Source organism: Achromobacter sp. HNDS-1, from assembly GCF_040084795.1.
Taxonomy (GTDB): Bacteria; Pseudomonadota; Gammaproteobacteria; order Burkholderiales; family Burkholderiaceae_B; genus Achromobacter; species Achromobacter ruhlandii.
This window is the reverse complement of record NZ_CP157584.1, coordinates 1,516,320-1,532,955: the sequence shown is the minus strand read 5'-3', so window position 1 is coordinate 1,532,955 and position 16,636 is coordinate 1,516,320. Positions and strand designations below refer to the sequence as shown.

Sequence of the window (16,636 nt, the reverse complement as noted above, 5' to 3'; positions counted from 1 at the left end):
TGTGCGCTACGATTCCGTACCAAAAAAAACGAGGCGAAGATGAACTTTCCTGAGTTTCTAGCGGAAAATTGGAAAACGACGGCAGGTCTACTAGGCGCGATCGCTTGGCCTGCGGCGTTGGTTGCTGTAGCTGTTATGTTTCGCTCGGAAGCAAAGAGTCTTCTCGGGCGGTTGAAGTCATTTTCCGGGGCGGGAATAGCTGCGCAATTTGAAGATAAGCTTGAGAGGCTAGAGGCGGAAAGAACGCAGGCTGCGCAATCTGTTTCGGAGAGTTCAGGGTAGTCTGAGAGCTCAGCGCAAAAGCATGAGTCTCAGGCCGGGCCGAAGGATGCGCCCGTTCCCGCCGGTCCTCCGGATATCCTGGAGAGCATTGTCGTGCGGGCTAATCCAGTCGGCACCGTAATGGAAGAGTGGCGAACTATCGAGGTTCTATTGCGAGCTCTTTATGTCAGGAAATTTCCCCGCGATAAATATAAGCGCCGCGTCGCAGTCTCGGACATTCTCAGCGCATTGAAGAACTCGGGGGAGTTTTCTTTGCAGATCTCGGAGATGCTGCTTGAACTGTATCGAATGAGAAATATTGTGGCTCATACCGATAATGTGGAACTCACACCTAATCAAGCTATCCGATATTCCAAGCAGGCGTCAGACGTCCGGCGCTATCTAGAAGGCTTCCTGCCTTTTTAGTCGTCACTGCCTTTGTTGCGATCGTTGTTTCCGATGGGGCCGCCTTCCTCCCCGATTACCCAACGCAGGGCCGTGGCGTACTCTCCCTGCGCCTGTTCCAACGCGGCCAGGATCTGTTTGCGGGACTTCACCCGGGGGCGCTCGCCCATGACGGCGGCTTGCTGGCGGCTACGCTGGTGGGGTTTGGCGTTCTTGCCAGCGGCTACCAGGTCGGCCACCTTCGCCCGTTGCTCTTCGGGCTTGAGTTTCGCCAGGGCTTTGGCATGGGTAAGGGTGATTTGTCCGGCCTCGATGGCATCCTGCACGACCTTGGGGCTATCCAGGAGGGCCAGCGTGTCGCGTACCGTGGCGACGCTGCAGTTGTAGATGACGGCAATCTGGTCTTCACCTTTGCCCAGTGCCAGGTGCCGGCGCATTTTCTCGGCGCGGCCGAGCGGACTGTCGGCCGTGCGGGCCTCGTTCTCGCTGGCGATGGCGTCCAGAGCCGATTGCCGCTTCCCGGCGTACACGACTGCCGGAATTTGTCGTTCGGGCTCGCCGCGGTGGCGCCGCCATTCGTTGGCGAGTCGGGCCGCCTTGACGCGCTGGCGCCCGAATACCACCTCTGTTTCGCCGGTCTCGGGGTTTTTGGAGACTGCTATGGGTTCCAGCACGCCCTGGTAGTCGATATTGCGGGCGAGCGCTTCGTCCACCGGCAGATGGACACGCGCGTCGTAGAGCGGGCTGTTTTCGTCGGTCACGAGGGTCAGCTTGGCTGGGTCGAAGTTGAGCAGGTTGCTTTGGCCTTCAGCGCCATAAACGTCTTTCGATTTTTTTGCCATGGTCTATTCCGATTGAAGTGAGTGGACAAAAGGGGGCGAGCAGGCCGGCGGGGCGGCTGACACCTTGGGAGGGTTGGGATACGATGCCCCGAAAAATCCAGAGGAGCGGGCATGAGAGGAATGCTGATTGGTGCGGGACTGGGGCTGTTGGGCGTCATTGTGGGGTTTGTCTTCGCTTCTAAGACGGACGTTTCCGCAGAGGCAAAATGGTGGGATTTGATGACGGCGTTCGGCACCGTCGGAACGGTGGTATGGGCAGTCTGGTCTTCGCTTCGGATCGAAGCTAGGCAACGAAGGGAAGCCGTCAACAGGGCGAAGCTTGCTGCGGTTTCGATGTTTGCCAAGTTATCGTCAGGGCGTGCTTTCGTGGAGAGCCACCGCAATATATGGGCTGAGAGCGAGTGCTCCGCTTTGGGCATTGATGACTACCGCTCGAAATGTAGAGAACAATTTCGTGCTGTCGTAAATAGTGTTGCGAGAGAGGAGGTTCTGGCGTTGGTTGTGGCTCCAGGCCGCTGCGCAGAACTCCTAACTCGCGGCTTGGCATCGCTGGAACTCTTGGTCGAAACACTCGCATTCCAAGTTACGCCGGAGAAATTCCCCTCAACATTGCGATTGCTAGAGACCGTCGCCAAGGATTTTGTGGCGGTTCGGGCAATATGCGGGCAGGCGGAACACTGGCGTTAGCCGGTTCTGGAGCTGGGCAGTCAGAGCACTAAGCGCAATAGGCGCCCAATCGCCAACGGTCCAATTAGAAAGAATGATGTAAATGCCGCACCGACGGGCCAAGCCCACCAGGGGATATCAGCGTCTTGGCTCCAATTGCCTTTGCCGGCGTGGTCACGGGGCGAGATCTAGTCGCCCGGCTTGCGGGCGGCCTGGGCGATGATGCGCAGGGGGCGGATGCGCGCTGGGCGCGCGCTTGCGCTGATGGTGTTCATTGGGTGGCGCTCCGGGGGCGGCCGCGACATAGGGGCGGATAAAGTAGTTTCCGATGGGACCAGCGCCAGCGCCAGCGCCAGCGCCACTAGGGCGAGCAGCGCCAGGCCCGTCCGGAGGGCGGGGATGGTTGTGCGCGTACTGAGGAGCTTGCGGGCGTGCGATAGGATGTCGCGGCGACTTTAGAAAAGGGTGGCAAATGAAGTACGGAAAAGAATGGCAATGTGGCGTTGGTGCCGGATTGATATGCGGCGCCGTAGCTGGGTGGATATTTGCGACCATAGGCGGCTGGGTAGTCGCTACCAATGCGAAGAACTGGTGGGACGTCGCAACGGCCATAGGGACTGTAGGCGCAGTGATAACCGCACTGTTTTTTGCTGTGAAGGATCGGTCGCGCCAACATCTTCTAGACCAAGCCGAGGCGGTAGTCCTTCGCGCGCAAATTACTCCCGAGTTGCGTCTGTTTTCAAAGGAAACAGCCAACGTTTACTTTGTCCTTAAGAATTTTCTCCGCAGAGCCCACGGTCGTGATTGCTTGACGCCAAGGGAGAAAGCTCAATTTGGGCACTGGATAGTCCTGGCCCAGCTTCCTGTGTGTTCACGACTAGAAGGTCGCTTCTATCGTCTTCCGGCGACTGAGAGCTACGCCTTGGCCGACATCTTTGGGCGTGTGTTGAGAATTGCTGATGGACTCAATGCGGCGACCTCCGCAAATCATGCCGACGGTACAGGGTTTGTCTTTATTGAGGAGGATCTCAAATGCGCTATTGAAGAGTTACGTCAGGTATGTAAGAGCTTAAGTACCCTTTCGAAGCACTTGCCGGACGGCTTCGTTGGCAACTTCGAGGAACAGCGGTTGAGACAAATTTCGGAGGGTCGCTGGTAATGCGTGACAGGCGATCTAGAGCCGGCGATGGGGCGGTGTCGTTCTGACACCTGCCCGCTCTCCGAAGCCGCCCCGGTGCGCGGGGCATGGTTTGCGGTGCTAAGTGCTAACGTCGCGGCCGAAGTTGGCAATCTCTATCAGGTTCTTGCAGGAACCGTATAAGGGCAGCGAGCATGGGGAAATCTTCAGGAGGCACCAGGCAAGAGCGCGTGCCTATGCCTCGCGAGGAAGACATAGGAAAATGCTGCGAAGAATTGCGCTGTCAATTGGCTCTCACTAGAATTTCCCGCAATTGGGGAGAAGGCAATGAATAAGAGGCTGACGTGGATCGGGGTGTCAATTACAGCGCTGTACTTGGTTGCTGTATTCCTGCTGGGGAGGACAAAGTGGGACAGCCTCATTGGTATGGGGCTCAACGAAGTAGGTGATTTCCTCGCTGGAGTCGCGGGGCCCTTAGCCCTGTGGTGGTTGATATTGGGCTACTTTCAACAGGGTCAAGAGTTGAGGATGAGTTCAGAGGCTCTCAGAAATCAGGCCAAAGAACTGCACCGATCAGCGGAGGAGCAGAGTCGTCTGGTCGCAGCGACACAAGCGCAGGTCGCCGCGCATATGAGGATGTATGAGCTTCAGCAAGCAGCGACCGAAAATAGGTTCCGGCCCAATCTTATTGTGGAGCCATTACCAATCGATCAAGGTACCCAATTCGTCTATGGATTGGCGATTTGCAATCACGGCGACATTGCGCAAAACGTTGTCGTCCGGTTGGTCTCGGACGAGCTGGATTTCGATCACTATCTGGAGATGATTCCGGCGAGTGGCTCAGTGGAAATCACTGACGACGTTATTTCGCCTAGGGTGGCTGGAGAACACTCATTGTTGATTGATTACACGTCTCGGTCTGGGACGATGTATCGAGACACCCTAGGGTTCGTCGTGCTTGAGCGAGGAGATGGTAGTTGGCGGGCCTTCACCTACGCTGAATCGCTGAGGGAGAAGATTGAGGAAGACACTTATGGGGGCTGATTCGGGTTTGCCGTCACGTCGGGCTAAGGACTTCTGATGTCGAAGCCAGGTATGGATAGCGGTCGGTTGATAGCAATATCGATTGCGCTTGCAGCGCATCATCATCTTTGAACACCTCACCGTTCTTGTACGGTGAAATCTCCCATGAAAGCCTGTCTCGGTGACCTTCTTTAACTTTGAATGAGACAACGCGGCAGCGTTTGTCAGCGGGAGTTTTGACCACGGCGACATGGTCGGCTCTGATATCACTGTGGACCACTTCACAGAATTGCCCCATGTAAGGTTTCCCGCGCAAATGTTTGCAGGTTGAATAGCGTGCTCCACAGATGGAGCAATCGAGCTTGTCTGATATGAAGCCGGCGCTTACGAAAACCTGAGGTGGAAATAAGCTCCTTTCGAGCTCCACTAATCGCTCAAAACCTTGGATGCAGTGGCCGAAGATGACATGAGCGCGGCTTGCGTCTAGACACGCCATTTGAGCCGCGATCAGTCGATTCCAAGCCTCGTTCGGCATGTCCCGCTTTAGCAGAATCCACATAATCAGCTCTGCCCGTACAGCACCTATTGCGCATTCGAGCCCTAGAAAAGCGTTGGCATCGTGGTCGTTACAGCGATCGATTGCCTGGTGCTTAAGGTGAGTCGCTTGGTGTAACAGCGAGTCCAGGCTCAAGCAATGTTCGAATTGCAATCTGCTTGACCGCGCGGGGGAAAGGAAAATCTCTGCTTCTTCAATCGCGGCGTTGAATGCCTTTAGCACTTGCTCGAGGCTCATCTTCAGCGGCTTCGTCTCAAGCTCATTCTTCATCGCTCTTCCCTAGCTTGCTGACAATCTCGGCGACGGCGTTTAGGCCAGCAGGGGGGCCCCTATAGCGAATTTTTTTACACGATCCATCTGCGTTCTCATAGATTATGTTGAGCGAAGCTTGGCTATCTTTAGCCCCTTTGAAAAAGTCGTAGAGGTAGTTGGTGATGATCCCCAACGTTACGGACAATACGTTGGGATTCTGCGATAGCAGGCCCGCGGATATGAATAGCGTCGGGCCGAACCACTCAAAGCTGTACTGTTGAAGATAGGGAGGCTGATTGTCCTGGTGGAATAGTTCGACGTGGGGAATCCCATGTTCCTTCCATAGAGTTCGAACCGTGTCGGATTCAACCTGCTGGCGCAATTCGCCAACCAACGTTGCCGTGGCTAGGTTTTCCGGGAGAATGGCTAGGCCCGTCGGCGCCGAAAGGCCGAAATTCTGCAATTTTTCAGAAACTGAAACGTAGTCATGTATTTCCGCAGTCACTTAAGCGCTCTCTGAAGGGGCAACAGTAGGATTCTGACAAAGCTGCATGATAGCCGGTTGCATCGGCGAGGGTTAGGCGTAATCACTATGGCTTCGTCGGTGGCCGAAGCGCTTCCTGCACGCGGACAGCGCGGTCGTCAAAACGCTGCTACCTGGGTTTGGCGAAAGCGGCCGGGGTTATCGTCGCCACGCCCGGCTGGGCGTTGCTTGGCTGTACTTCGCGCCAAGCACACAGGGGCCAGGCTGTATGCCTGGGTGATCCTGTTTCGCCCGTCCTCCCTCTCGGGGGCGGGCGGCCTCGGTTGTTAAAGAGCGGTGTCGCGATGTTGAATGAACTATACATATCGCTCGCCTTTGTAGTCAAGTCTACTATTCGTCTTATGTTTAGCAGGTTAGTCGGACGAAAAAACCGCCTAGAGGCGGCTTGGGTGGGGCGGGAGGGGGGGCTAGCCACGGCGGTAGTAGCGGCGGTGTTCCATCATGGTGCCAATGATGATGAGCGGCTCGCGTGCGCTGTAGAGAGTGGGGAAGTCATCGTTGAGTGGCACCAGCTCGAAAACCTCGTTGCCCTGTTCATCTATGCCGCGTGGGCGGTACTTCTTGAATGTGGCCTCGAAGCCGCCATTGCGCGCCACCACGAAGTCGCCGGGTTGGGGGCAGACCTCCTGATCCACAATGATGCGGTCCCCGGGCTTGAACTCCGGGGACATGGACAGCCCTGCGATCTCAAGCGCAAAGGCGTGATTCGACAGGTGCATGTCCGTAAGTAGGTACTCCAAGGCTTCTCCCGAGAAAGCGGCGCCGATCTCGGTCAATTCGCCCGCCTGGACGTAATTGATGAGCGGCACGCGCCGAGAGCCTACGGACGACGGCGCCACGTTGCTATCGAAAGCGGGAGAAAGTGGGACCGAATCCGGGGACTTCGGCCCCCTGCCGGTGCCCAGCCAGGTCGGGTTGACTCCCAGCACCTGGGCTGCGGCCACCAGGTTGTCGCCGGCCAGTTCCTTGGTCGTTCCAGTGAACCAGAAGGACACCGCCCCGCGTGTAAGGCCAAGGCGGCGGGCCAATTCTGATTGCGATATGCGGGCCTCGGCAGCCGCTTCCCGGATTCGATCTTGCAGTGTGTTCATGTTTAGCAGATTAACCGCTTGAGCGTTTAGGTAACTTGTCATATTATTTGCTTAGTTGACTAACCTGAAGCGGAGTGCTTGAGGCATGACTAAGCAAGATGCCATCAAGGCGTTTGGGAGCGGCGCGGCCTTGGCCCGCGCGCTGGGCATAACACGGGGTGCGGTTTCGCTGTGGCCTACGGAGTTGGACCAAGCGCGGATTGACCGGGTCCGAGGCGCTGCTCTTCGCCTGGGTAAGCAAGTGCCCGGCGCGGCACAGCACCTGGGAGGAGGGCACCCACATGCATGAATTCAAACCCCAACCCCCAATCGTGCTGGAAGAGGGGGGGCGATTTCTGGCCGAGGGCGAACTTATCGCCGTACCTCTACGCACCATGCCTGGAGGTTTGATGGAGTTCGTCCTTGTGCGTCCGGGTGTTCGGCAATCCGGATTGGGCGTCGCGTTCTCGTCTTCGGCCCGGTCGCCGTCGCCGCTTCCATTCTCTAAGAAAGAAATAAGCAACGTGTTTCAGGTCAATGCGCGAGACCTGGAGGCATTGCCGACGCATCGGTTTTCAAAACCGCAAGTGCCGACTGTATTTGCTCTTGAAGCAGCCTCTTGAGGAATGAGCGCATGCATAGCGCGACAACGGCAAAAAGTAGGACGCTGACGCGCAGCGATTCAGGGCGCCCGGCGCGCGCAGTACGCGCGCCAGCGGCAGGCAAGGGGGCGGCGCTGTCTCGCGTAGCGGCCATGATGTGCGGCAACGCGAAGTTTCAGAAGTGGGTTGAATCCCGTATCGGCGCCGCCCCGCCGGGCGTGAGTCCCAACCAGCACGCGGCGCATTTCGTGCGCAACGCCTGCGGGATCGACAGCCGCGCCCAGTTGGACCACAACGCAACAGCCGCGACCCTGTTCCATGAGAAGGTGCGCAAGCCGTTCCTGAAGTGGAGTGGCCTCTATGCGTAGCTGCTTGCACATGTTCAAGGGCTACCGGGTGCCGCCGGAGACGGTCGAGGTAGTGCGCCAGGCCATCATCGACACGCGGCGCAGGGTTGATGTGACCGCCTTGCGCGCGCTGGTGCTGGCAGACCTCATCGCAGTCAACCCGTGGGCCAGCGGCACGCGGGAGCATGCTGCGGCGGCTGCCGTTGATTCCTTTCTGTTTGATGCTGCGAAAGCCGGCCTGGTCAAGCGCCACATGAACGGCTGGAAGTTCGTGCACTGGGCGCGTGTCCGGAAGCGGCAGGGGGCGGCATGCCGTTGATACGCAAGACGCGATTGCGGCGGAAGACGCCGCTGAAACGCAGCACAGTGCCGATGATGCGCGCCAGGCCGATGCCGCCGCCCCGAGCTGCGATGAAGGCTCGCAAGAGGGGCAAGAAGCCGCCCAAGACCGTTTACCGCAATCCGGCGCTGCTGGCGCTCGCCGAGGGCCAAGAGTGCCTTGTGTGGGTGCCCGGGTACTGCTGGGGCGGCACTGAAAGCACGGTTGCTGCCCATTCCAACCAGATCCGCGACGGGAAGGGGAAGGGGATCAAGGCGCATGACTGGGCCACTGCGCACGCCTGCGGTGGCTGCCACTACTTCCTGGATCAATCCAAGGCTTCATACGAATTGAAGCTGTCCTATTTCGTGCCCGCCCTGCGTCTGACTCGGCTGCGGATCATCGCCATGGGCAAATGGCCTGAAGAGGCCGAGCGCGGATATCAACTTTTGTACGGAGGTGCGCAATGAGCGCAAAGGTGTTTGGCGCTGTATTTGAGCGCTACCGCAACGGTGGGGGCGAGTTGCTGCTTGCCCTTGCCTTGGCGGACCATGCCCACGACGATGGCACGCACATCTTTCCCTATGTGGAAACGCTGGCCGAGAAGACTCGCCAGTCGGTGCGCGCCGTGCAGTATCAACTGAAGAACATGCGCAAGGCGGGCTGGCTCATCCCGGTGAACTCGGGTAACGGTGGCCGCAATCGGGCATCCGAGTATCGGATATCGCCGGAATGGCTGGCCGGTCGGGAACCCATTCCGCCTGCTCAAGAGAGTGAAAAAGAGGCAAACGAAAAATTTGCACCCTTTCCCGACGCCCAGGAGAAGGGGCCAAACGAAAAATCTGCACCCTTTCCTGACGACCTAAAGGGTGCAAACCACGACATAAAGGGTGCAACTGACGACCTAAAGGGTGCAAACCACGACATGAAAGGGTGCAACGGGTTGCACCCGCATATAACCGTCATAGAACCGTCAGAACCATCAAGAACCGTCAAAGGCGCGCGCAAGCGCCCGCCGGGGTTTGATCCGATGAGCCTGGAGTTGCCGGACTGGCTCGATCCGGAACTGTGGGGGCGCTGGGTGCGCCACCGCGTGCAGATCCGCAAGCCGCTGACCGAAGAGGCGGCCAAGCAGCAAGTCATCGACCTGGCGGGCTTTCGCCAGCAGGGGCACACGCCGGAGACGGTCATTGCCCACGCCATCGGAAAAAGCTGGCAAGGGATGTTCGCGCCGAATGGCGCAGTGGTCGGCGCTTCGCCCCGGCCGGGCAAGTTCAACCCCACAGCACACGTAAACCGCAATCGAACCTCCGGAGCGAAGGCCTATGACGACGGTTTCACAATCGACGGCTAATCGGTCCATGTGGGCGGTGCCGATGGCGAAGCTGGAAGGTATTTCGCTGATCGACCACCTGTGGAACCGGCTCTCCGGGACTTATGGCGGGCGCTGGCTGAAGGACTTCCCGGACATGCAGAGCATCGAGAACTGGAAAGAGGCGTGGGCGGAAGCGTTCGATGAAGAGCGGTTGACGCCTCAGGATGTTGCCGAAGGGCTGCGGGCCTGCCGGCGCATGTCGCCTGAATGGCCGCCCAGCGTCGGGGAGTTCATCCGGGCCTGCCGGCCGGATCTGGAGCCCGAGGTGGCTTTCCACAAGGCGGCAGCGGGGATGGTCGCACGTCACAACGGCGAACAGGGCCATTGGCCGCACCCGGCGATTTTCTGGGCGGCGGTGGAAGTGGGGGCGCACGACATGCAGCATTGCTCATACGCCACGATGAAGGCGCGGTGGGATCGGACGTTGAATGAGGTGCTGGCCCGTGGGGAGTGGAAGCCGGTCCCAGCCATCGTCAGGGCTTTGCCCGCCCCGCCCTTGACGGCCGCAAGCCGCGCCCAGGCACAAGAGCAGATGCGCAAGATCGGCGCGACGGGAATCATGGACCAATCCGGGCGGGACCCATTGCGCGGATGGAAGCGCATCATCGCCGAGACGCAGAACCCGAAGGGCCGGCGCTACTCCCCGGGCGTCGTGGCGATGGCGCACAACGCGCTGCGGCTGGGTACTGACTTGGGGGCGCAGGCATGAGCCGCTGGCCGCGCTATCAAATGACCGCCACCAAGAACGGCGTCAAAGTCAAGCCCGCAATCAGTGAGGACGTTATCCAGGCCCAGGTGATCTCATGGGCGAAACGCCAGGTCAAGGTGTACCCGGAGTTGACTCGCCTATTCCACGTTCCCAACGGCGGCCAGCGTCATGCGGCGGTTGCCGCGAAGTTGCAAGGGCAGGGCGTCAAACCCGGGGTGCCGGACTTGTGCCTACCGGTGCCGCGCTTCGGCTGCCATGGACTGTGGATCGAGATGAAAACTCAGGCAGGCCGCGTAAGCCCGCACCAGAAGGACTGGATTGCGTTTCTTCGCTGCGCAGGCTACCGCGTTGAGGTTTGCCGCAGCTTTGATGAAGCGCGGGAAGTACTTGTGGGCTATCTCGATCCGAAAATCACTTGCTCACCGGGAATCATCTGATGGGGTGGCTTCGACGGTGGGAGCGCGATGACCCGGCCCTGGTGCTGGAGCGAAAGCAGGATCAGCAGATCAGGCGCTGGGCCTGGGTGAACTGGAAAGAAATTCGAAACGACCCGTTCGGGGCGGTGTGGTTTGGCAAGGAGCAGGTTATGACGCGCGAAGAATCGGAACAAATTGAGGCGCTGGTGATGGTGTGGTACAGGTGGGCGAGGGCGTATCGGCCGAACCTGGGGGCGGGCCGCGTGTCGGTTTACGCCCGAGGCGTGTCGGAAATCGCTTACAGCGACGCGGACGAAATTGACAAGAGGCTGGCCACCGCGCAAGCCGAGCAAGTTGATGTCTGCATAGATTCGCTAGGGTGGCAACTGCGCGCCGCTATTGGCATACATGCAGGAAATAAGGCCGCCGGCGCCTGCGTATTTAGCAACCCACGTCTGACGCCCGAGCAGCAGCACGCAGCATATCAAGAAGCTAAGGCCGAACTTATGTCAGTCTTCCGCCGTCGCGGCCTGATTCGATGCGCGTCAAGTGTCGCACCAAGGTCTTGCGGTATTGGTCGCGTCGCTTTATAGTTCGTGTGTCGTGGGCAGAAACCGCCTGCAGCGCGATAAACCCGCCCGGAGCATTCTAGGCGGGTTTTTTACATTCAGCAGGTGGCTTGAGATGGGAGTTACTTTTTGTCTTGATACTGACTATTATCTCGCTTAGCTTTAGGGGAAAACATGTCAGCCGTCGCCAAAATTGCCCATATCCGAAACCCATTGACCATCATTGCGATGTTTGCAGTGATAGCGGAGGTGAGTGGCACGGTAGTTCTCCCGATGTTGGAGCCAGCAGTACAGGGCACCTATGTGTGGTTCTTGATGTTCTTTCCCACTGGCTTGGTCGCCTTGTTCTTTTATACGCTGCACACTAAGCGAGATGCGCTGTATGGTCCGGGAGATTACAACGACGAAAAGAACTTTATGGACTTGATTCGGCCTGCGAGCAGGGCCGAGGTGGCTTACAAGTCCATGCAGGACATTGAAGAGGCTGCAGCGACTGAACTGGAGGGGGCGCAGTTAGAGCGTTCACCAGAGGAGATAACCTCCGACATATCGCATGTGCAGCCTGGAAGTGGTGATCAGCCATCTGACCCACCGGGCACGGCTAATGCTAAGGTCGATCACACACACATTTGGCAAGACTGGTTCAGCACAGCAGCGAAAGACGCTCTAATGGAGGATCCGGCTAAGACGTTTGCGATCACTAATGTGATGCTATTGCGTCACCGTGATCGGGAGGCCGCATTCGCTCATTTGGAGACGCTCTACGGTCCAATTCGGCGTGACATGGCCGTCAAAGGAATGATCGTCGATGGCTTGGCCGGCTTGAACGAAAGGCCTGTGGTTCTTGAGGCCATGCAGTATTCTCCCGCAGTCAGCCACGCTAAGATCAACCAAGACGTGGCGGACCTAATCAAGGCCGCGGAGAGTTTGGCAGCAGATAACTCCAAGGTGGTCACAGGGCTTTTAGTGATTATTGCGGAAAAGCGATTTGCCAAATCTGCTAAGAGGTTGGCATCTAGGCTGCTTGATCCAGGACGATATCCCACTGCTCCGAGAGTTAAGTTGGATAGCTTCGTATTTCTTGTGGACGACCGGGAACACTTCTTGCCTTCACCTATAGTCGGCCAATAGCAACCAGACTGCGCTGAATTCGGTCACACTATTCGTCTAAGGCTGCGTGGGTTTGCCTCCCACTTTGATCTAAGCCCCGACCGGGATCCCGGCGGGGCTTTTGCTTTTTCCCCTACCAGCGAGCGCCGCGCGCGGGGAATATCGCGTAGGGTAGGGATCATCGCGCCGGGCGGTGTGTAGCTGGTGGGACCCGGCAAGATCATTGGGGATGTGGATGGCGCGACGAACGATGCTGCCGTGCCGCCATCGGGGCTGTGCGGCCTTGGTGCGCACGCCAGGCTACTGCGAGAAACATGCAGGCGATGCGGTCGGCTGGAAGCCTGACCGCGAGCGAGGCAACCGGCATCAGCGCGGCTACGGCTCCGACTGGAGCAGGCTTCGATTACTAATCCTGAAGCGAGACCGCTACCTATGCCGGTGCGAGGAATGCAAGCGCATCGGCCGTGTAGTGCCTGCCACGGAGGTCGACCACCGAAAACCGAAGGCAGAGGGCGGCGCCGACGAGCCGCACAACCTGTGTGCGGTCAACGTGGAATGTCACAAGCGCAAGACAGCCAAGGAAAGCGGCAGGGCGCGCGCTAGAGCGAAGCGGTAGAACTGACCCTAGGGCGTCCCGGATCGTCGGCCGGCGGCCTGCTGCGGCGGTCTGAGGTGTAGGGCCGCACTCGATAGGAGGGGGAGGGCAAATCTATGCGCCGGTCGTCGCCAGTACCGCACCCCTCATCGTTTTTTTACGCCCGCGAAATATCAAATTCAGCGGTGCTGCGCCATGTGCGCACTTTTTCACCAATGGAGCAGGCTATGGCAGGAGTAGCGGGACGCTCCGGGCGCAAGCCGAAACCAGCGGAAAAGAAGCTGGCCGCGGGCAACCCCGGAAAACGCGCAATCAATAAAGACACCCCGTCATACGGGGAAATCACGAACGTCTTTGCGCCGGAATGGTTGCAGGGGCACGGGCGCGACTTGTGGGAACATCTGGCGCCGCTGCTGTGCCGAGAAAAGATCCTGCAGGCGACCGATATCCAGAACCTGGAAGCCTACTGCGCCGCCTATGGGCGTTTCCGCAAGGCAGAAGAGGATATTCAGGCCAATGGGATCGTAGTCGCCGGCTCGCAAGGCGGGCCGCTGAAAAATCCTGCAGCGACCGTCGCCAATGAAGCGTTGAAGCAGATGGCCACATACGGGTCATTCCTGGGCCTGGACCCGTCCAGCCGCCAACGTATGCAGGGGCCAAAGAAGCCTGGCGCGGGGAACCCTTTCGCCAAGCTCCTGGGTGGAGGCTGATGCATGGCCGCGCCCCAGTATCCCCGGGTCGCGCAGGCGCTGAAGTTCGCAAAGGATGTAGTCAAGGGCAAGATTCCGGCATGCCGGTATGTCGTACTGGCGTGTCAGCGACACCTTGACGACCTGGCGACCAGCAAGTCGGCAAAGTATCCCTACCGCTTCAACGCCGCCGAGGCGGAGAAGAAGCTAAACCTTATTGAACTGCTGCCCCATACCAAGGGGGAATGGGCATTCAAACGGCAGTTGGTAACGCTTGAGCCCTGGCAAAAGTTCGGTCTTGCCGTGACTTTCGGATGGGTCCGGAAAAAAGGCGGTTTGCGCCGCTTTCGTGAGTCGTATTGGGAGGTGCCGCGCAAGAACGGCAAAAGCGTGATCGCCGCGGGCGTTGGCATTTCGATGTTCGTGGCCGATGACGAGTTCGGCGCCGAGGTCTACTCGGGGGCGACCACCGAAAAGCAAGCGTGGGAAGTCTTCCGGCCGGCTCGGCTCATGGTCCAGCGCTCGCCAATGCTCGTTGAGCATATGGGAATCGAGGTGAACGCCCAGGCACTCGCCATGCCGGAGGATGGGAGCCGGTTCGAACCGGTTATCGGCAACCCTGGCGACGGCGCGTCGCCGTCGTGTTCGATTGTGGATGAATACCACGAACACGACAGCGCCGCCTTATACGAAACCATGCTCACCGGCATGGGAGCGCGACGCCATCCCTTGATGTTCATCATCACCACGGCCGGCTCCAATATCGAAGGGCCCTGCTACGACAAGCGCCGCGAAGTGATCGAGATGCTTGAGGGCCTAGTGCCCGACGATGAGCTTTTCGGTTGGATTTGGACGCTGGATGAGGGGGACGACTGGACGGACCCGAAAGTGTTGGCGAAGGCCAACCCCAATATGGGTGTCTCGGTCTACGCCGATTACCTGGCCAGCCAGCAGCAACGCGCCATCAAGCAGGCGAGGTTTACCAACACCTTCAAAACGAAGCACCTAAACCTGTGGGTGACTGCCAAGGCGGGCTATTTCAACATCCAGCAGTGGGAAGCGTGCAAGGACGAAACCCTAACGCTGGAGCAATTCGAGGGGCAAAGCTGCATTCTGGCGTTCGACCTGGCGCGCAAGCTGGACATGAACAGCATGGCGCGTGTCTTCTACCGAGATATCGACGGAAAGCGCCACTACTACAGCGTTGCGCCCCGTTTCTGGGTGCCGGAAGACACGGTTGCCGACACCGACAACCGGCGCATGGCCGAGCGCTTCCAGAAGTGGGTAAACACGGGTCACTTGCACACGTCTGAAGGCGCCGAGATTGACTATCGGGAAATTCTTGCTGAGGCGGAGGAAGCCAACCGGCTAAACCCCGTTTTGGAATCTCCGATCGACCCAAGTGGCGCCACTAACCTATCGCATCACCTGGACGATGAAGGGCTAACGCCCATCACGGTAGTGCAGAACTACTCAAACATGAGCGATCCCATGAAGGAATTGGAGGCCGCGATTCAGTCGGGCCGATTCCATCACGACGGCAATCCGATCATGACCTGGTGTATCAGCAACGTCATTGGCAAGAACCTGCCGGGTAATGACGACATCGTGCGCCCCATCAAACAGGGCAACGACAACAAAATCGACGGCGCTGTGGCGCTGATTATGGGGATCGGGCGGGCAATGCTTGCCGAGCGGAGCGGGTCCGTTCTGGACCGTCTGACCGACGACGACATTCTGGTTATGTGAGATGAAAAATTTGCTGATTGATGCGGCTGGCCTCGCTGGGCTGGGCTGCTTGGCGGCCGGAGTGTACGTGCAATTCGGTACGGGTCCGTCGTTGATTGTGTCGGGCGCTTTGCTATTGGCGTTCGCGTTGCGCGCTGCGGCGAGGGGGCGAAAATGATCCTATCGTCCTTGTTCGAAGCGCGCAGCATTGAAAGCCCTTCGATTCCTCTGACGGGCCAGAATCTTCAGGAGTATCTACACGGAGAAGGCTCGCGCATCTCCGTTACGCCCGAAGGTGCGTTGAGTCTGTCTGCTGTGTATGCGTGCCACTACGTGCTGTCGAGCAACGTGGCCCAACTGCCGGCAGTGGTGCTGCGCAAGCAGGGCGAGAAGATCACGCCGGCAACGGATCATCCCGCCTTTGACCTGGTCCACTCCAAGCCGAACGACTTTCAGACCAGCTACAAATGGCGCGAGACCAAGCAGCATCATGTCCTGGGATGGGGCAACGGCTACACCCGGATCATGCGGAGCCGGTCGGGCGAGTTGCGTAGCCTGGAATTTTGCACGCCGTGGACCACTACGTTGGTCAAGCCGGCGGGCCGATGGATATACAGCACGCAGGATGAGGACGGTCAGCCTCTGGCCGTACACCCCGACGATATGGTGCATGTGCGTGCCCTGGGTTCTAGAGGGCGCATGGGTACAAGCATCATCCAGCAGCATGCGGAGATGCTGGGCCTCGGTTTGGCTGCCCAACGCTACGGGCGAGATTTTTTCGAAGGCGGGGGGCGTCCAACTGGCATCTTGACCGTCAAGGGCGACCTCAAAGATACGTCTTGGAACCGTCTGCGAGATTTCTGGACACGGGCGGTATCGCGCCTTATTCAGTCCGAGAACAAGACGCTTCTATTGCCGGCTGACCTGGACTATCGCGCGTTGACGATTCCGCCAGAGGCGGCGCAGTTTCTCGAAACGCGCAAGATGAACCGCACAGAAATTGCGGCCATCTACAACGTCCCGGCGGACATGATCAACGACCTTGAGCGCGCCACAAATTCGAACATCACCGAGCAGAGCATCCGCTTCGTGCGGTACTCGATGATGCCGTGGGCGGTGAACTGGGAGCAGGAACTTAACTGCAAGCTGTTCACCGCCTCCGAGCGGCGAGCCGGGTACTACGTGAAGTTGAATCTCGCAGGCCTGCTGCGCGGCACCCCGAAAGAGCGGGCGGAGTTCTATCACTACGCCATTACAGACGGGTGGATGGACCGCAACGAGGTGCGCGTACTCGAAGACATTAGCCCGCGCGATGGCCTGTCCAAGATGCTGGTCAGCGTCAACGCAAAGCCGGCTGAAGAAGTCGGCCAGTCGCTGACTGGGCCGCCAGCAGAGTCGCCGGCAGATAGCCAATAGGAAA

Annotated in this window: 21 protein-coding genes; 17 read left to right on the top strand and 4 right to left on the bottom strand. The window is 58.7% G+C overall.

Features of this window, described 5'->3' with window-relative positions; translation table 11 throughout:
* Positions 1–683 precede the first annotated feature (683 nt).
* Positions 684–1,508, bottom strand: coding sequence for a ParB/RepB/Spo0J family partition protein (locus ABFG95_RS06950; RefSeq protein WP_348995674.1), 825 nt, complete (start codon positions 1,506–1,508; stop codon positions 684–686).
* 111 nt (positions 1,509–1,619) lie between these two features.
* Between ABFG95_RS06950 and ABFG95_RS06945 the strand changes: the two genes are divergently transcribed.
* From ABFG95_RS06945 to ABFG95_RS06935, 3 genes are all read left to right on the top strand, one after another.
* The gene (locus ABFG95_RS06945) at positions 1,620–2,195 is read left to right on the top strand and encodes a hypothetical protein (RefSeq protein WP_348995673.1); all 576 of its coding nucleotides are present in this window, start codon (positions 1,620–1,622) and stop codon (positions 2,193–2,195) included.
* A 451-nt stretch (positions 2,196–2,646) separates the two neighbouring features.
* Entirely contained in the window at positions 2,647–3,333 is a 687-nt protein-coding gene (locus ABFG95_RS06940; RefSeq protein WP_348995672.1) for a hypothetical protein, read from the top strand.
* 306 nt (positions 3,334–3,639) lie between these two features.
* Positions 3,640–4,356, top strand: a complete 717-nt coding sequence (locus ABFG95_RS06935; protein WP_348995671.1) for a hypothetical protein — start codon at positions 3,640–3,642, stop codon at positions 4,354–4,356.
* A 13-nt stretch (positions 4,357–4,369) separates the two neighbouring features.
* Here the strand turns inward: ABFG95_RS06935 and ABFG95_RS06930 are convergent, their stop codons facing one another.
* From ABFG95_RS06930 to ABFG95_RS06920, 3 genes are all read right to left on the bottom strand, one after another.
* Positions 4,370–5,161, bottom strand: a complete 792-nt coding sequence (locus tag ABFG95_RS06930; protein WP_348995670.1) for a hypothetical protein — start codon at positions 5,159–5,161, stop codon at positions 4,370–4,372.
* A complete protein-coding gene (locus ABFG95_RS06925) occupies positions 5,151–5,648 on the bottom strand; it encodes a hypothetical protein (protein ID WP_348995669.1) in 498 nt (165 codons plus the stop codon). Before ABFG95_RS06925 ends, ABFG95_RS06930 begins: the two co-directional genes overlap by 11 nt.
* Positions 5,649–6,094: 446 nt before the next feature.
* Positions 6,095–6,778 carry an XRE family transcriptional regulator gene (locus tag ABFG95_RS06920; RefSeq protein WP_348995668.1) on the bottom strand — a complete coding sequence of 228 codons (684 nt, stop codon included), beginning with the start codon at positions 6,776–6,778 and terminating at the stop codon, positions 6,095–6,097.
* 85 nt (positions 6,779–6,863) lie between these two features.
* Here ABFG95_RS06920 and ABFG95_RS06915 point away from each other — a divergent pair, with 85 nt between their 5' ends.
* The 14 genes from ABFG95_RS06915 to ABFG95_RS06850 all read left to right on the top strand — a co-directional run bounded on the left by ABFG95_RS06915 (position 6,864) and on the right by ABFG95_RS06850 (position 16,632).
* Positions 6,864–7,067, top strand: a complete 204-nt coding sequence (locus ABFG95_RS06915; protein ID WP_348995667.1) for a Cro/CI family transcriptional regulator — start codon at positions 6,864–6,866, stop codon at positions 7,065–7,067.
* The gene (locus tag ABFG95_RS06910) at positions 7,060–7,380 is read left to right on the top strand and encodes a hypothetical protein (protein ID WP_348995666.1); all 321 of its coding nucleotides are present in this window, start codon (positions 7,060–7,062) and stop codon (positions 7,378–7,380) included. Before ABFG95_RS06915 ends, ABFG95_RS06910 begins: the two co-directional genes overlap by 8 nt.
* 11 nt (positions 7,381–7,391) lie before the next feature.
* Positions 7,392–7,727 carry a hypothetical protein gene (locus tag ABFG95_RS06905; RefSeq protein ID WP_348995665.1) on the top strand — a complete coding sequence of 112 codons (336 nt, stop codon included), beginning with the start codon at positions 7,392–7,394 and terminating at the stop codon, positions 7,725–7,727.
* A gap of 10 nt (positions 7,728–7,737) precedes the next feature.
* On the top strand, positions 7,738–8,025 hold the full coding sequence (locus ABFG95_RS06900) for a hypothetical protein (protein ID WP_348995664.1): 288 nt from the start codon (positions 7,738–7,740) through the stop codon (positions 8,023–8,025).
* The gene (locus tag ABFG95_RS06895) at positions 8,016–8,495 is read left to right on the top strand and encodes a nuclease domain-containing protein (RefSeq protein ID WP_348995663.1); all 480 of its coding nucleotides are present in this window, start codon (positions 8,016–8,018) and stop codon (positions 8,493–8,495) included. The genes ABFG95_RS06900 and ABFG95_RS06895 overlap by 10 nt, the downstream gene beginning before the upstream one ends.
* Positions 8,492–9,379 carry a helix-turn-helix domain-containing protein gene (locus tag ABFG95_RS06890; protein ID WP_348995662.1) on the top strand — a complete coding sequence of 296 codons (888 nt, stop codon included), beginning with the start codon at positions 8,492–8,494 and terminating at the stop codon, positions 9,377–9,379. The genes ABFG95_RS06895 and ABFG95_RS06890 overlap by 4 nt, the downstream gene beginning before the upstream one ends.
* The gene (locus ABFG95_RS06885; RefSeq protein WP_348995661.1) at positions 9,351–10,109 is read left to right on the top strand and encodes a replication protein P; all 759 of its coding nucleotides are present in this window, start codon (positions 9,351–9,353) and stop codon (positions 10,107–10,109) included. The genes ABFG95_RS06890 and ABFG95_RS06885 overlap by 29 nt, the downstream gene beginning before the upstream one ends.
* Entirely contained in the window at positions 10,106–10,546 is a 441-nt protein-coding gene (locus ABFG95_RS06880; protein WP_348995660.1) for a VRR-NUC domain-containing protein, read from the top strand. Before ABFG95_RS06885 ends, ABFG95_RS06880 begins: the two co-directional genes overlap by 4 nt.
* Positions 10,525–11,118 carry a hypothetical protein gene (locus tag ABFG95_RS06875; protein ID WP_348995659.1) on the top strand — a complete coding sequence of 198 codons (594 nt, stop codon included), beginning with the start codon at positions 10,525–10,527 and terminating at the stop codon, positions 11,116–11,118. Before ABFG95_RS06880 ends, ABFG95_RS06875 begins: the two co-directional genes overlap by 22 nt.
* Before the next feature lie 150 nt (positions 11,119–11,268).
* Positions 11,269–12,225 (top strand): hypothetical protein, encoded by a 957-nt coding sequence (locus tag ABFG95_RS06870; RefSeq protein WP_348995658.1) that lies wholly within the window; start codon positions 11,269–11,271, stop codon positions 12,223–12,225.
* A gap of 208 nt (positions 12,226–12,433) precedes the next feature.
* The gene (locus ABFG95_RS06865; RefSeq protein ID WP_348995657.1) at positions 12,434–12,820 is read left to right on the top strand and encodes an HNH endonuclease signature motif containing protein; all 387 of its coding nucleotides are present in this window, start codon (positions 12,434–12,436) and stop codon (positions 12,818–12,820) included.
* A 206-nt stretch (positions 12,821–13,026) separates the two neighbouring features.
* Complete coding sequence (locus tag ABFG95_RS06860; RefSeq protein ID WP_313657429.1) at positions 13,027–13,509, top strand: phage terminase small subunit P27 family; 483 nt, start codon at positions 13,027–13,029, stop codon at positions 13,507–13,509.
* 3 nt (positions 13,510–13,512) lie between these two features.
* A complete protein-coding gene (locus tag ABFG95_RS06855) occupies positions 13,513–15,237 on the top strand; it encodes a terminase large subunit (RefSeq protein WP_348995656.1) in 1,725 nt (574 codons plus the stop codon).
* Positions 15,238–15,390: 153 nt separating this feature from the next.
* Positions 15,391–16,632, top strand: a complete 1,242-nt coding sequence (locus tag ABFG95_RS06850; RefSeq protein ID WP_348995655.1) for a phage portal protein — start codon at positions 15,391–15,393, stop codon at positions 16,630–16,632.
* Positions 16,633–16,636: the final 4 nt, after the last annotated feature.

Excerpts from the sequence above, each read along its gene's own strand:
- ABFG95_RS06850 (WP_348995655.1), top strand. The coding sequence starts at position 15,391 with ATGATCCTATCGTCCTTGTTCGAAGCGCGCAGCATTGAAAGCCCTTCG.
- ABFG95_RS06905 (WP_348995665.1), top strand. The coding sequence starts at position 7,392 with ATGCATAGCGCGACAACGGCAAAAAGTAGGACGCTGACGCGCAGCGAT.
- ABFG95_RS06950 (WP_348995674.1), bottom strand. The coding sequence starts at position 1,508 with ATGGCAAAAAAATCGAAAGACGTTTATGGCGCTGAAGGCCAAAGCAAC.
- ABFG95_RS06860 (WP_313657429.1), top strand. The coding sequence starts at position 13,027 with ATGGCAGGAGTAGCGGGACGCTCCGGGCGCAAGCCGAAACCAGCGGAA.
- ABFG95_RS06945 (WP_348995673.1), top strand. The coding sequence starts at position 1,620 with ATGAGAGGAATGCTGATTGGTGCGGGACTGGGGCTGTTGGGCGTCATT.
- ABFG95_RS06930 (WP_348995670.1), bottom strand. The coding sequence starts at position 5,161 with ATGAAGAATGAGCTTGAGACGAAGCCGCTGAAGATGAGCCTCGAGCAA.
- ABFG95_RS06890 (WP_348995662.1), top strand. The coding sequence starts at position 8,492 with ATGAGCGCAAAGGTGTTTGGCGCTGTATTTGAGCGCTACCGCAACGGT.
- ABFG95_RS06865 (WP_348995657.1), top strand. The coding sequence starts at position 12,434 with ATGTGGATGGCGCGACGAACGATGCTGCCGTGCCGCCATCGGGGCTGT.
- ABFG95_RS06900 (WP_348995664.1), top strand. The coding sequence starts at position 7,738 with ATGTTCAAGGGCTACCGGGTGCCGCCGGAGACGGTCGAGGTAGTGCGC.
- ABFG95_RS06940 (WP_348995672.1), top strand. The coding sequence starts at position 2,647 with ATGAAGTACGGAAAAGAATGGCAATGTGGCGTTGGTGCCGGATTGATA.
- ABFG95_RS06915 (WP_348995667.1), top strand. The coding sequence starts at position 6,864 with ATGACTAAGCAAGATGCCATCAAGGCGTTTGGGAGCGGCGCGGCCTTG.
- ABFG95_RS06895 (WP_348995663.1), top strand. The coding sequence starts at position 8,016 with ATGCCGTTGATACGCAAGACGCGATTGCGGCGGAAGACGCCGCTGAAA.
- ABFG95_RS06910 (WP_348995666.1), top strand. The coding sequence starts at position 7,060 with ATGCATGAATTCAAACCCCAACCCCCAATCGTGCTGGAAGAGGGGGGG.
- ABFG95_RS06855 (WP_348995656.1), top strand. The coding sequence starts at position 13,513 with ATGGCCGCGCCCCAGTATCCCCGGGTCGCGCAGGCGCTGAAGTTCGCA.
- ABFG95_RS06870 (WP_348995658.1), top strand. The coding sequence starts at position 11,269 with ATGTCAGCCGTCGCCAAAATTGCCCATATCCGAAACCCATTGACCATC.
- ABFG95_RS06880 (WP_348995660.1), top strand. The coding sequence starts at position 10,106 with ATGAGCCGCTGGCCGCGCTATCAAATGACCGCCACCAAGAACGGCGTC.
- ABFG95_RS06935 (WP_348995671.1), top strand. The coding sequence starts at position 3,640 with ATGAATAAGAGGCTGACGTGGATCGGGGTGTCAATTACAGCGCTGTAC.
- ABFG95_RS06885 (WP_348995661.1), top strand. The coding sequence starts at position 9,351 with ATGACGACGGTTTCACAATCGACGGCTAATCGGTCCATGTGGGCGGTG.
- ABFG95_RS06920 (WP_348995668.1), bottom strand. The coding sequence starts at position 6,778 with ATGAACACACTGCAAGATCGAATCCGGGAAGCGGCTGCCGAGGCCCGC.